Raw genomic sequence first — 12,948 nt, 5'->3', positions numbered from 1 at the left:
TTATTTTGCCTCGTCGGGCAGGATGCGCACCCCGCCTTTGTCTGCCGAAGACGCGAACATGGCATAGGCCTTGAGCGCGGTCGAAACGGCGCGCGGGCGCGGTGCGGCGGGTTTCCACGGCAGCGGGCCTTTCGCTTCGCGACGAGCCGCCAGAGTGGCGTCATCCACCTTGAGGTTGATCGAGCGGTTCGGGATGTCGATCTCGACAATGTCGCCGGTTTCCACCAGCCCGATCAGACCGCCCTCGGCCGCCTCCGGAGAGACGTGGCCGATCGACAGGCCAGAGGTGCCGCCGGAGAACCGCCCATCGGTCAGAAGCGCGCATTTCTTGCCCAGACCTTTGGATTTCAGGTACGAGGTCGGGTAGAGCATTTCCTGCATCCCCGGACCGCCCTGTGGGCCTTCGTAGCGGATGATCACAACCTCGCCGGCTTCGACCTTGCGCGTCAGAATGCCTTCAACGGCGTCGTCCTGAGACTCGAACACATGCGCCGGGCCGGAGAATTTAAGGATGCTGTCGTCCACACCGGCGGTTTTCACGATGCAACCGCGCTCCGCGATATTGCCGAACAGAACCGCCAGACCGCCGTCTTTCGAAAACGCATGCTCGACGGAGCGGATCACGCCGTTTTCACGGTCGGTGTCGAGTTCCTTATAGCGGTTCTCGGTCGAAAACGCCTGCGTCGTGCGGACGCCACCGGGGGCCGCGCGGAAGAAGGTTTCGACTTCGGGGTCATTGGCGACTTTGACATCCCATTTGGAGATCGCCTGCGCCATCGTATCGGAATGCACCGTGCGGACATCGCCATGCAGCAAGCCGCCACGATAGAGCTCGCCGAGAATGCCGAAGATGCCGCCTGCGCGGTGGACGTCTTCCATATGGACGTTGTGGATGTTCGGAGCGACCTTGCAGATGCCCGGCACTTTGCGCGACAGACGGTCGATGTCCGTCATCGTGAAATTCACCTCGCCCTCATGCGCGATGGCCAAAAGGTGCAGAACCGTGTTCGTGGACCCGCCCATGGCAATGTCGAGGGACATGGCGTTCTCAAACGCTTCGAACGTCGCGATCTCGCGCGGCAGAAGGCCCTTTTCCTCGCCGTCATAGTGACGCTTGGTGATCTCCACGATCTTGCGCCCGGCCTCAAGGAACAGGTTCTTGCGATCCGCATGCGTTGCCAAAGTCGATCCGTTGCCCGGCAGAGCCAGCCCCAGCGCTTCGGCCAGACAGTTCATCGAGTTTGCGGTGAACATTCCGGAACAGGAGCCACAGGTCGGGCAAGCATTCTGTTCGAACGCATCCACCTGTTCGTCGGTATATTGATCGTCGGCGGCCGCAACCATCGCATCCACGAGGTCGACCGCACGTTCCAGATCGCCGATCTGCACCTTGCCCGCTTCCATCGGGCCGCCCGAGACAAAGATCACCGGAATGTTCAGGCGCATCGCAGCCATCATCATGCCGGGGGTGATCTTGTCGCAGTTGGAGATACAGACCATGGCATCGGCACAGTGGGCGTTGACCATATACTCGACCGAATCCGCAATCACTTCGCGCGAGGGCAGGGAATAGAGCATCCCGTCATGGCCCATAGCGATGCCGTCATCCACCGCGATGGTGTTGAACTCTTTCGCCACACCGCCGGCTTTCTCGATCTCGCGCGCCACCATCTGGCCAAGGTCCTTGAGGTGGACGTGGCCGGGGACGAATTGCGTAAACGAGTTCACCACGGCGATGATCGGCTTGCCGAAATCGCCATCGGTCATGCCGGTTGCGCGCCAAAGGCCGCGGGCGCCGGCCATGTTGCGACCATGGGTGGAGCGACGGGATCTGTAATGTGGCATCTTCTGTTCTTTCCGCTACAACTGATCGCCCGCAAAACGGGCGTTGACGCTCCTTAAATCTTTCGGAGCGTCATTTCCAGTCACCATGGGGTGTGCGATCTTGAATAAAGTTGCTGAAAACTCTCTTCGGAGAGGTCAGAGCGGCTTCTTCTTGCGCTTGAGCGTGTCGCCATAGGCAAGGGAGGGTTCGAGCGTGACCACCTCGCCACCGGGTGCGTCAGGGGTTTCCACCCGTTTGGCGATGATTTCCGCAGCGGCGCGCCCGATCTCCAGACGGCAGGCGTCCATCGTGGCAAGTTTGCGCGGCAAGCCGTCGAGGAACTCGATGCCGTTGAACCCGGCAAGTCCGATCTGCCCCGGCACGTCGATGCCGTTGTCTAGGCAATACATCAGCCCGCCCGCACCGATCATGTCGTTGGAATAATAGAGGAAATCCAGAGGGTTCTCCTCGTTGCGCTTGAGGATCGCCTCGGTCATCTCGCGCCCTTTCTTGAGAGCGGAACCGCCGGAATAGAATTCGCTGTCGGCGATCTCGAGCTTGGCCTTGGCCAGCACTTCGGTGAAGCCTTCGAAGCGTTTCCGGGCGCGATGGTCGAGCGGCATCTTGGTGCCCAGAAACCCGATGCGCTTGTACCCGGCGTCGATGATCGCCTGCGCCATTTTGCGGCCCGCGCGCCGATGCGAAATCCCCACGGCCGAGTCGATCGGCTCGCCGTCTGTGTCCATGATCTCGACAATCGGAATGCCCGCGGCACCGAGCATCGCCTTGGCGGCTTCGGTATGTTCGAGCCCCGCGATGATCACACCGGAGGGGCGCCAGGAGAGCATCTGGTAAAGCACCGCCTCTTCGCGTTCCGGCTTGTAATTGGTGATGCCGACCACGGGTTGAAGCTCGGTGCTTTCCAGCACTTGGTTGATCCCGGTCATGACCTCCGGGAACACCATGTTGGACATGGAGGGAATGATCACAGCAACGAGGTTGACCCGCGACGAGGCCAGCGCCCCCGCGATCTTGTTCGGCACATAGCCAAGCTCGCGCGCGGCTTCGAGCACCTTGGCGCGGGTCGTTTCCGAGACATCGCCGCGATTGCGCAGCACCCGGCTGACCGTCATTTCGGAGACGCCAGAGGCTTCGGAAACGTCGCGCAGCGTCAATGGGCGTTTCGGGGGGGTGTTTCCAGAACCCTGCGACATGACGTGACCCTCCTGAATGTTTTGAATTATTGCCTTAAGTTTACATCATAAAACGGCCTTGTCCACGTGTTGCGCACGGAATATGTTATCGCTAACAATTTGCTGTGCGGATTGTGGTAGAGATGTGGTCCGATCCAGTTCAGTCGTGCAAAATATCTGCATGGCGGTACCGCGTGAGCGGGACGAGGAACTGGCAGATCGCAAAAGGGGGAGCGGTGGGCCAACTTGCTCCCCCTTCATGTTCCGTTCTTCGTCTCTTGTCTTGAAGTGTCACACCGGGCTAAGAGAGACCGTGTGGTCCCGTGGCTCAACTGGATAGAGCAGCCCCCTCCTAAGGGGCAGGTTGCAGGTTCGAATCCCGCCGGGGTCACCAAATTATTATTTAAAATCAGGTGACTACCGGGTGAGGCTTGGAGATTCATGCAGCAATTTGCATGATTTTCCGATCCATTTCGCACGGAATTCGGGCTTCGTCTGTACAAAACCTGTACAGATGGCCGCTCAACGCGTCGCTACGACCGTGGGCAGCACAAATGAAGACCCCGGCTCGGCGGCAACCGAAACCGGGGTCAAAGTTCATGTGAAAGCATCCAACTTTCCCCACGCTTGTAGCATTCTCGAAGAGATGCCGTCCAGAAAAGAGGTGCTATCATGACACATCACCTCACACATGGCGGTTTGCCGGATGACATGACGCGCTGGCAGTTCTTCGGTCTGATCAAAAAGGCACGACGTCAGCTGGGTTTCAGCAACGGGGCCGTCTCCTATCTGGAAGTCGCTATCTCCAACACAATGGATGAAGATTACGTTGCTGGCCGGATTTGCGGTTTCTGGACCTCGGTAACGAAAACCGCATCGCAGGCCGGGCTTGATCGGCGGCAGGTCGCGCGGATCGAGGGTAGTTTAATCGAGCGGGGCTTTCTGGCGAAATCAGCCTCTGACCATAGCCGCCGGGGCGGTTCCCGAAGAGATGGCAGGATCGGTCACGAATTCGGGATCAACCTCGCGCCCCTGATTGCGCGCGCCGCCGAGATTCAGGCAGCTGCTCGAAAGGCGGCGTTTGAAGAGGAGGAGGCCGAACGGCTGCGCGCCCGGATCAGGACGCTGTTCGGCGACATTCGCAGGCTGTGCCTCGATGTTGCGACAGAGGCCGCAGAGGATATTCTACCCAATCGCCGTCCTTCGACCATCCAAAGCTTCGAACGCCTGAAGCAGGTGGCCGAAGCTCTGGAAGCGGTCTGGGAAGATTTTTCTGCGAAAGTCGGTAGGGGTGAAAAGTCCCACCAGTGCGACATTTCACCCCCACCCAATACAGGTAAAGAAAATATCAACAAAACTTGTAGGGCCGAGAAGCAGCGCGAAGCGCGGCCAGTGCGCGTCAGCCCGGCGCTTGCTTTACGACTGGCTGGCCCGGAGTTTCGTGAACTGGTTGAGTTTTACGCCATGGGTGAGCCAGGGGGATCACCAACTTGGCGAAGCCTTGAGTTGGCGGCGCGGGAGCGCGCCGGTCAGATCGGTATCGCTCAGGGCGTCTGGCAGCGCCAGTGCGAGGTTCTGGGTGGTTCGAGGACGGCTCTGTGCCTTTTGGTGGCCGATCACAATGCCGGGCGCTCTGACAAATATCGGGTGAGGGATACCGCAGCGGCGTTCATCAGCATGGTGCGGAGCGAAGCACGCCAAAGCGCCGTTCTTGACCGGCTACTTGGTGAACTGATTGCTTTCGCCAAGGGTGGGCGCCATGACTGACGCGCCGCCAGTGATAAGAAAATCCATCTTCGCCCATAAGCAAACCTACAGCCAGAAAGGTAATTCCAAGAGCAGGTCTGTCCGCTCGATCATCGAAGAGCTTGAGCGGCAGGAGGGTGCTTGTCCGCATGTTCCACGCCCTCAGCCTCCCGGCATCCTGGAAGGGATGCAGCCGCGCGACCTGATTAGCATGATCGAGGCGCGCGTGGCCGAGCAGAACCGGGTCTTAAGAAAATTGCGCAACGAATGCCCCGACCGGAAGGCTGAACTGCGCGGGATCCGTGTCGATACGCACGTTTTGGTGGCGTCGGTGTTCAGCTACCCCGATACCGTCGAAGACGCGGATGAAGAAGAATATCAGGCGTGGCGCGAGGCCGTGATTGCCTTCGCCAAGAGTGATGCAGAGGCGAATGGCCTTGAAGTCATGACGATCGTCGAACACCGCGATGAATCGCATCCGCATCTGCATATTCTTGCCTTACCGGTGATCTCGGATGCCAACCCGCGCATGAATGCAAAGCTGTGCCATGAAGGGCATGTTGCCCAGGACGAGCACATACGGAATGGCTGGTCAGGGTCGCCGTCGCGATCTTATCGGAGGGTGATGAGCGCCTGGCAGGATCGCTATCACAGCGAGGTCGGCTCAAAACACGGGCAGGCACGCACTGGGCCAAAACGTCGCCGTCTCGACAGGGCAACCTGGAAGACTGAGCAAAACCGTATCGCACTCCTGAAAGACGCCGAAAAAGCAGCGCGCCGTGCGACATCGGCCAACGATCGGGCCGAACAGTCCGAGGCACGCGAGTTGGCCGCTGCGAAGCGCTCGGCTGCGCATCGGCTGCAACAGGCTGAACTTGGGCAGAGGTTGGCAGCGGAAGGTTTGATCCGCGCACTTGCCACCGCAGAAGCAGATGAACGCCTGCTGGTGCGTCTGGATCGCCGGACAGACCCGCGTGGTTATCCGGCCCGAAACGCTTCTGAAAACGCAGAATTGCACGCTCGCGTCGATCCGATCATACGCGAAGGGCTCGATGCGTTGAGCGCAGGCTCACCGGGCGTCAGCCTTTCGGAGAGGTTCCGCGACATGCTGGAAATGGTGACGGACTGGACCAGCCGGCTGGCCGCCACGATACCCCGCTGGTTCCGGTGGGAAGAACTGGCAGACCGGATCGCCCGCACGGCGCAACGGCTGTTCGGCTGGTCCGCACGGCCTGACACTCTGGCGGGCACAATTGAAGCAACCCCAGCGTGGTGCGACATCGAAGCCTCAGCGCGGCGAGATCTCGACCGTACGCTTGGTGTTGCCGCGCTGGTCGCCCAGAATGCGGTGCCGGAGCCGCCGCAATCTAGGGCAGTGTTTCGTTTCACGTCAGACTGATGTTGGGGTCGGGAAAATGACCTAAGTTGATCCATCATGATCCAACTTCGTGGTTCTCGCTAACTATTAGTGACCGACTATTATTTTGCGGGGCCCGGCTGCTGACGCATCCACCCGCAAAATGTCGATCAGGGCGCTGCGCCCCTGAACCCAGCCTGTTGGGGACGCCTTAGATTGAGGTGCCCCAACCCTCACACGGCCTAGCCGAAAGCCCTCGCAAGATGGGCATCCCGGTAATTTCGTTTGGAGCGGGATGTGAGCCCGCATCCATCAAAGACCCAGAATTTTGCGCACAAAGTCTAGCAACTGACGCCACCAAGATACTTTTGGCCTACGCGCTTCATAGTAGGCAGAGCGCCTCTCATGTTCCCTCTCTCGCCCCGCACGGATCTGCTTTTCGGTCCACTGATTGGACCAGTGTACTCTTCCATTCGTGATCAAGTAATGGGACTTGCAGGGCAGTTGCCAGTTTCCGACAGAAGGGCGAAGAGTCGGCCCACGCGAGGCTGATCTGACGGTCCACTCAGTGGGGCCAAGGGGTGTTCGGACCTTCTGCCCACACCCACAGGCGCAAAGATGGGCAGCAGTATGGAACTCCTCGGACACATATAGAATGCCTGGTTCCAGTAGTATTGGCATGTACCGGACAGATTGCAGCGTGAAGTGTTCAGTCTTCAAGTGTCGATACTCCTACGCTCTTCAAATCAGTCGTGTCGAACAGAAGATTCTCCCAATCGGATGCGTCCTTATAGAACCCGCGCAGCTGTTTGTAGCGCGTCACGGCAAGAGCGGCATTCAAGGCGTTCAATTCGCCAATCTGAACTTTCGCACGATACAGGTCTTCCGGATCATCTTGTAGTGGCGCGTGGGACTTTCGCATCACTTCTTCGCTGTGTTCGGATGGGAAATAGGTGACGCGGACCATGCCGCCCAAACCTTGATCTTTCCTCTTCAGGCCCATTCCTACGTCAATGAACGGAATTTTCCGTTCCACCAGTGCTTGGAAAATCTCCACGCGTGATGCACCTTGGTCGACGCAAACGAATGCGAATGTGACACCGCTTAGTTCGTCATCGGACGAACCGTCTATGTAGGTCGCTTTGGCCGAGAACCCATCGCGGAAGTTGCTGTATCGGGCGAGGCAGACTTCGGCCTTCGTCTTGTCGAACTCCGAAGGGTCGACATGTCCTGGCGACCGAAAGGCATTGTGAACGTGGAATCGATCTGCATCGAACGCACGAACTTCAGCAACGGGTGTCTTCACCATGAAGTCCAGGACGTAGCTGCCTGTTCCACCCAGGCCGATCACAGCAACAACTTCACCGTGGAAGCAGGCGGTCAGGTCGGTAAGCTCTCCCCGGCTTGTCAAGGTATCGCGAAACTTGAAAATCGGATCCTTGGCAACTTCGTCCGGAACTCGAAAAGTGTAGGGCGATGCGCCGTAGCGCTCCATCGCGGGCCCCGCGATGATATTGGTGTAACTCTCAATCTTTTCGAAGAAATCGGCAAACCGTTGGGCTACCAATGGCTTGTTGGAAAATCGGCGCTCCACGACGACATCGGACGCCGCGGGGCTGAGATGGAGAGAGCAGGGACCACCCCCGAGGTTTGGGATCGGTTTGGCGTCAAGCCCGTGAGGAACCCCACCCGCAAACCAGACCTGGTGGTCATCCTGCCGAACCCTGTGCTCGTCAATGGCAACCAGCGTTGTAACGAATGCACCGGTTGCCAGCTCAAGATTTGCGTCAAGGTAAGGGATATCGCGAACGACGAGGTAGTTACTGTCCTCGCTGACCGCGAATCCCTTCTCGATCAGGCGTCGGATATCGTCATTATGACTGGCCAGTTGACGAGACATTGAAGATCATCCCTTCTTTGACTTTCACCGAGCCGCCAGCGACCAAGACGCCTTCCGGCTTGTTACCTTGCCCCTTGGTATACTTGATCGAATAGGTCGTTTCGGGGTGTTGCTCGAAATCCGGAAACTCCAGCGCGACGAGCTGGATGTAAGTGATTTCGCTGTTCTTCGGCCACTCATGAGGAGTGCCTTCAACAACGATGGTGACGGTCTTGTTGTCTTTCATGATATTCATTTTCTGCTCCTAGCCTTTGGGGGGATACGGATCATTCCCGTAGGAGTTGGCATCCCGGATTTGCCCGTTGGGGCGATGAATGACGACCTCGCCTCGCTCACGTATCGCCGTTGTACGTGCGGCAGCGGTCGCCTCTGCCTGAGTTGCGTGCGTAGACCCGACTCGGGTGGCGCCCTCACGGCGTGCAGCCCAACCATCGCCGTGGGGAACGACATGAATACGCTTTGACATCGAATTCTCCTTATTTTCCTAGCTCGCCTCGATTCGAAACTGTTGACCCCGGCCTTTCAGCATGATTCAAGTGTTTCACCGACTGGTATAGGCCAGAAGTCTTTCCGTGTAAACAGTCTTCGCACCACTAATACCAGTCTATGAAACACTAAGGAGGGCATATGAATATCAACGAACTCGCCCCACTGGTCTTAAGGCGCCGGGGCAACATGGGGGTTAGGGCTGCCGCAAAAGAGATCGGAATCAGCCCGACCACACTCACTAGAATCGAGAAAGGGCATGTTCCCGATGTCGGCACGCTCAACAAACTCAGCGAGTGGTTGGGGGAGGAACCTTCTAAGTTCACTGGCGTCGGAGACCTTCAAATCGCATTCAAGAACAAGAAAGCGGTCCCACAAGCGACTGCTCTCGCGCTGGCAGAACTCATCACCCAGGCCTCGCGACAGTTCGAAGAAGAAGTTGAAGCACGAGGACACTAAGTGGCATTTAGACGAGGGTTCAAATCTCAATGTGAGCGGCGGTCGGTTGAGTTTCGAAAACAGTTCGGCCTGTCGGATCACGACGCGCTGTCTGCGGACCGTTTGGCGGAAGAGCTTCGAGTGACTGTATGGTCAACTGATGACGTTGAAGGTATATCGGAAAGCGCCAGGTCGGTTCTGAGCGACGAGACTGATCAATCGTGGTCCGCCCTCACGATGAGATTGGGTGCGGCCCATCTCGTCGTTCACAAACCGGTTTCCTCAAAAGGTCGTCGCAACAACGTTGTGATGCACGAACTGGCGCATATCATTTTGGGACACGAACTTGCAAAAGCGTGCATCCTAGAGGATGGCTCGCTTGTTCCGGGCAACTTCGATCAAGATCAAGAAGACGAAGCCGACTGGTTGGCCGGAGCATTGCTGCTGCCCCGGCCAGCTCTTCTGTCTATTCGCCGCCGCCGCCTCTCAGACAGCGACGCTTGCGAGGAACATCTCGTCAGTTCGGAGATGCTGAAATGGCGGTTTCGGATGACTGGGGTTGACTATCAGCTTTCGAGGCGACGCGCTTAGGCTCCAGATTAGTCAACTTTCGCAACCAAAATATGGCTGTTGCGGTGGTGGCGATGGTAGAGGAAGGTCTCTAGACATTGATCGTATCAGGTTACAGCGGATGCTCGAATGTCCGCGATTTCGACATCCACCTAACAAATTCGTGGGCGCAGCAAATTCACTCTTCCCGCCCTGCATGCCTAAACAACCGGCCATCGCACTACCCCCAAACCGCCAAATTCGGCTCCACCACTTCATCGCAGAACCGCCGGAAGGTCAGGACGTTCGCGTGCCCGGCATATTCGGTTTCTTTGGCGTCCATCAGGCTCTCGGGGATTACGAGCTGGACGCCGATACCTGCCATATCCTGAATGGCATTGCCCGCGATGTTTTCATCGACCGTGGTGAGATAGAGCCTGCGTTCGCCTTTTTCGCGCTCGACCTGTTTCCAGCGTTCGCGCAGGGTGGTTTTGGCGCTCAGGATCAGGCCGGTTGTGGCGACGGCTTCGCCGCTGCTGATGAAGGCCAGCGAGGGAAGAATGAAGTCGGGCCGCTTTTTCGCCTCGATGACCACCTGCTTTTCGAAGGGGATCTTCCCACCGCTCAGCATCGCCTCGATATGGTGTTCGTAGGAATAGCCCGCCCGTGATTTCCGCTGCTGGCTGGCCGACAGCATCAGCGCGTCGATCCGGGGCAGTTCGCTGATCAGCTGCCGGATGATCTCCGCAACGGTCATGTCGCGCGGTGCGTCACCCAGGACGATGCGCACCAGCTCGACCGCCCGCTCTCGGCGCTGGAAGTCGCGGAACATATCCCATTCGATACTGCGGCTGATGTCACGGAGCGCATCACCGGGGCGCTCGATAGCGAAGGGATTGAGGCAGTCCAGACCGTGGATTTCCAGATAACGGGCGCGGGCAAGTCCGGCCAGTTCCTCGGTTTTCGGCATGGCAGCGCGAGAGCGGCCGAACTCGATGATCGTGCCTGCCTTCCATGCCGCGATCAGCTCTTCCGCAAAATCCAGAACACGGTCCTGTTCCCGTGCCCGGACCTCAGCGGGCTCAAATTCACCGATCAGGAAATCCGGCGTGATGTCGAGTTGCAGGAGAAGCAGGTCGGCTTCATCGCTGGCGGAATCGATGGTCAGGCATTCATAGATGGTGTTTTCACCCTGCCGGCACCGCCCCATCACGAGGAAAGAGGCCGGTGAAAGCAGCTCGAAACACTCTTTCGGCAGGCGCGTCATATGCGTCTCGGGGCCCTTGCTCGTGTAATGCACAATCCGGGTATGTTTGGCCTGCTCATCGCCCGAAGCCTGCGGCCAGAACGTATCGAACCAGGCCTCCCGGATCGGGGCCGCGTCTGGGTCTTTGCGCGCCTTGAGCTCAAGCGGCGGAAAGAACCCTCCCTCGCGCTGTTCCGCCGGGATATAGACCCCGGCCTGGTGCTTGTTGGTATATCGCGCCCAGTCCCGATCATTGTTCGAAAGCTTCTTGACCAGAACCCGCTCAGCCCGGCCCAGCAGATCCGTCAAAAGCCCGGCCTGTCCGCCGCCTTCACCCTCAAAATTGAAAATACCTTGCCCGCTCAACTCAAATCGCCTGTTTCTGTGTGCAGACCCTCGAGAGTCAGCCTTTGGTCCTCAGAACATATCCATCGGGCCAGGGAGTCAATTACTGCTTCCGGCGGCAGCCTGCCACGCCCTTTCAAAGCGCACTCCCAGACTGCCGCGACACGCCAGCCCGAGGCGATCAGCATGTCGATATTCCGGGCGTCCCGCTCCATGTTGCCGGTGATTTTCATGCGCCAGAATTCCTGCCGCGTTGCGGGCCATCGAAAGAGCGGGCAGTCGTGGCCATGCCAGAAGCAGCCGTTCACAAAGATCACAGCACGGTGCTTTGGCAGCACGATGTCCGGCTTTCCCGGCAGCTTCCGGTCGTGGAGCTGATAGCGAAAACCACGGGCATGAAGCCCGCGTCGAATGAGCATTTCCGGTCTGGTGTCAGCGCTCCGGATCGCCGCCATGTTGCGGCTTCGGGTTTTGCTGTCGTGGACGTCAGCCAACTTTTTTGAGCGGTTCAGCTCTCGTCAACGCGAGGATGTGCGGAGTCATCACCTTTGCCACCTCGGCAAAGACAGGCACCGCGACCGAGTTGCCGAACTGCTTGTAGGCCTGAGTATCCGAGACCGGGATCCGGAAATCATCCGGATAGCCCATCAGGCGCGCACATTCGCGTGGCGTGAGCCTACGCGGGTTGTTGCCTTCGCCCCGGCAGACCAGAATTTCAGAGCCGTCCTTGTAATAGCGGGCCGAAAGTGTGCGCGAGATACTGTCCCCGTCCACCATACCGAAGCCGAACCCATTCCCCTTGGCCTTATGCTTCGCGGCATAGCCTTGCAGATAGGCCCAGAGCTTGTCGGTCAGGGTGTATTTGTCGCTGACTACGGCGTCCGGCCCCACTGTGAAATGGCCCTCGGGCTGTTCCGTGCCATTTTCGGGGTGCAGAATATGGCGCAGTCGTCTGGTGCCGTAAGCCGGGAGATGCACATCATCGAAGCTGAACCCGGTCGCTTCGCGGAAGCCGACCATCACAATCCGTTCGCGATGTTGCGGCACGAAATGCCCGGCGTCGATGATCCGGGTTTCCAGCGTGTAACCCAGCTCCTCTGTCAGCTTGCGGCGGATCACTTCGAAGGTCCGGCCCTTGTCATGGCTTTTCAGGTTCTTGACGTTCTCCAGCATGAAACCCGCAGGGCGGTGATGCATCAGAATGCGCAGCACATCGAAGAACAGCGTTCCCTGGGTTTCATCCTCAAAGCCATGCGCACGGCCGAGCGCGTTTTTCTTGGACACCCCGGCGATCGAAAAGGGCTGGCAGGGAAAGCCTGCGACCAGCACGTCATGCGCGGGGATGTCTTCGGCCTCAACCTCCCGGATATCGCCGACCGGAAGCCGGTTGTCGGGAAAGTTCGCCATATAGGTCTGCTGGGCATACTTGTCCCATTCAGAGGTGAATATGCAGCGCCCGCCCGCACTCTCCATCGCCCGCCGCAGCCCGCCGATCCCGGCGAAGAGGTCGATGAAGGTAAAAGTCTTTTCCCCATCACCAGCATCGCGGCGGCGCTCGATCTCCATGTTCAGCAGGCGGATCACGCTTTCACGGGGGATTTCCTCACCGCGCTTCCAGCGATAGATATGGCCTTCCGAATAGCCAAGCACGCGCGCAGCTTCTGGCACAGTGTAGCCGGCCTGCGCCAGGAGTGTCGAAAAGTCAGCCTGCATGTGTCAGCGCCTCTCTGGGTATTTTTCTGACACAATGTCTATATGAGTCACCATAATCAAGAACAAACGACGAAGTCAGGTGGCTTTGTTTGCGGCTCGGCGAACTGGAGCGCTCCGCTTGAGCCCATACCCCTACGGGGCAGGTTTGCG

At 58.5% G+C, this 12,948-nt stretch carries 13 protein-coding genes and 1 tRNA gene; 5 read left to right on the top strand and 9 right to left on the bottom strand.

The window, feature by feature from the left end; translation table 11 throughout:
• On the bottom strand, positions 1–1,845 hold the full coding sequence (gene ilvD / locus V1471_RS14080) for a dihydroxy-acid dehydratase (RefSeq protein WP_434289652.1): 1,845 nt from the start codon (positions 1,843–1,845) through the stop codon (positions 1–3).
• Positions 1,846–1,980: 135 nt separating this feature from the next.
• Positions 1,981–3,039: a LacI family DNA-binding transcriptional regulator gene (locus V1471_RS14075; RefSeq protein WP_434289651.1), complete on the bottom strand. Its 1,059-nt coding sequence runs from the start codon at positions 3,037–3,039 to the stop codon at positions 1,981–1,983.
• A gap of 296 nt (positions 3,040–3,335) precedes the next feature.
• Here V1471_RS14075 and V1471_RS14070 point away from each other — a divergent pair.
• The 3 genes from V1471_RS14070 to V1471_RS14060 all read left to right on the top strand — a co-directional run bounded on the left by V1471_RS14070 (position 3,336) and on the right by V1471_RS14060 (position 6,163).
• Positions 3,336–3,412: transfer RNA gene (locus V1471_RS14070), tRNA-Arg, on the top strand.
• Between the two features lie 278 nt (positions 3,413–3,690).
• Complete coding sequence (locus V1471_RS14065) at positions 3,691–4,785, top strand: helix-turn-helix domain-containing protein (protein ID WP_434289650.1); 1,095 nt, start codon at positions 3,691–3,693, stop codon at positions 4,783–4,785.
• The gene (locus V1471_RS14060) at positions 4,778–6,163 is read left to right on the top strand and encodes a plasmid recombination protein (RefSeq protein ID WP_434289649.1); all 1,386 of its coding nucleotides are present in this window, start codon (positions 4,778–4,780) and stop codon (positions 6,161–6,163) included. The genes V1471_RS14065 and V1471_RS14060 overlap by 8 nt, the downstream gene beginning before the upstream one ends.
• 270 nt (positions 6,164–6,433) lie before the next feature.
• Here V1471_RS14060 and V1471_RS14055 read toward each other — a convergent pair whose 3' ends face one another.
• Genes V1471_RS14055 through V1471_RS14040 form a run of 4 tightly spaced genes read right to left on the bottom strand, consistent with a single transcriptional unit; the run spans position 6,434 to position 8,487 of the window.
• A complete protein-coding gene (locus V1471_RS14055) occupies positions 6,434–6,802 on the bottom strand; it encodes a DUF6527 family protein (RefSeq protein WP_434290946.1) in 369 nt (122 codons plus the stop codon).
• Between the two features lie 28 nt (positions 6,803–6,830).
• Positions 6,831–8,021 carry a ThiF family adenylyltransferase gene (locus tag V1471_RS14050; RefSeq protein WP_434289648.1) on the bottom strand — a complete coding sequence of 397 codons (1,191 nt, stop codon included), beginning with the start codon at positions 8,019–8,021 and terminating at the stop codon, positions 6,831–6,833.
• Positions 7,996–8,256 carry a multiubiquitin domain-containing protein gene (locus V1471_RS14045; RefSeq protein ID WP_434289647.1) on the bottom strand — a complete coding sequence of 87 codons (261 nt, stop codon included), beginning with the start codon at positions 8,254–8,256 and terminating at the stop codon, positions 7,996–7,998. The genes V1471_RS14050 and V1471_RS14045 overlap by 26 nt, the downstream gene beginning before the upstream one ends.
• A gap of 9 nt (positions 8,257–8,265) precedes the next feature.
• On the bottom strand, positions 8,266–8,487 hold the full coding sequence (locus V1471_RS14040; RefSeq protein WP_009803658.1) for a DUF2188 domain-containing protein: 222 nt from the start codon (positions 8,485–8,487) through the stop codon (positions 8,266–8,268).
• A gap of 161 nt (positions 8,488–8,648) precedes the next feature.
• Between V1471_RS14040 and V1471_RS14035 the strand changes: the two genes are divergently transcribed.
• Both V1471_RS14035 and V1471_RS14030 read left to right on the top strand, forming a co-directional pair.
• Entirely contained in the window at positions 8,649–8,966 is a 318-nt protein-coding gene (locus V1471_RS14035) for a helix-turn-helix domain-containing protein (RefSeq protein ID WP_434289646.1), read from the top strand.
• Positions 8,967–9,536, top strand: coding sequence for an ImmA/IrrE family metallo-endopeptidase (locus V1471_RS14030; RefSeq protein ID WP_434289645.1), 570 nt, complete (start codon positions 8,967–8,969; stop codon positions 9,534–9,536).
• A 199-nt stretch (positions 9,537–9,735) separates the two neighbouring features.
• Here the strand turns inward: V1471_RS14030 and V1471_RS14025 are convergent, their stop codons facing one another.
• The 3 genes from V1471_RS14025 to dcm are packed head-to-tail and all read right to left on the bottom strand — an operon-like array spanning position 9,736 to position 12,798.
• The gene (locus V1471_RS14025; protein ID WP_434289644.1) at positions 9,736–11,106 is read right to left on the bottom strand and encodes a type II restriction endonuclease; all 1,371 of its coding nucleotides are present in this window, start codon (positions 11,104–11,106) and stop codon (positions 9,736–9,738) included.
• A complete protein-coding gene (locus tag V1471_RS14020) occupies positions 11,103–11,540 on the bottom strand; it encodes a very short patch repair endonuclease (RefSeq protein ID WP_434289642.1) in 438 nt (145 codons plus the stop codon). The genes V1471_RS14025 and V1471_RS14020 overlap by 4 nt, the downstream gene beginning before the upstream one ends.
• 31 nt (positions 11,541–11,571) lie before the next feature.
• Positions 11,572–12,798 (bottom strand): DNA (cytosine-5-)-methyltransferase, encoded by a 1,227-nt coding sequence (dcm, locus tag V1471_RS14015; RefSeq protein ID WP_434289640.1) that lies wholly within the window; start codon positions 12,796–12,798, stop codon positions 11,572–11,574.
• Positions 12,799–12,948 lie beyond the last annotated feature (150 nt).

The organism is Celeribacter sp. SCSIO 80788 (assembly GCF_051054295.1).
Classification (GTDB): domain Bacteria; phylum Pseudomonadota; class Alphaproteobacteria; order Rhodobacterales; family Rhodobacteraceae; genus Celeribacter.
Note: the sequence above shows the minus strand (reverse complement) of the source record. Positions and strands in the feature narration are given on the sequence as shown.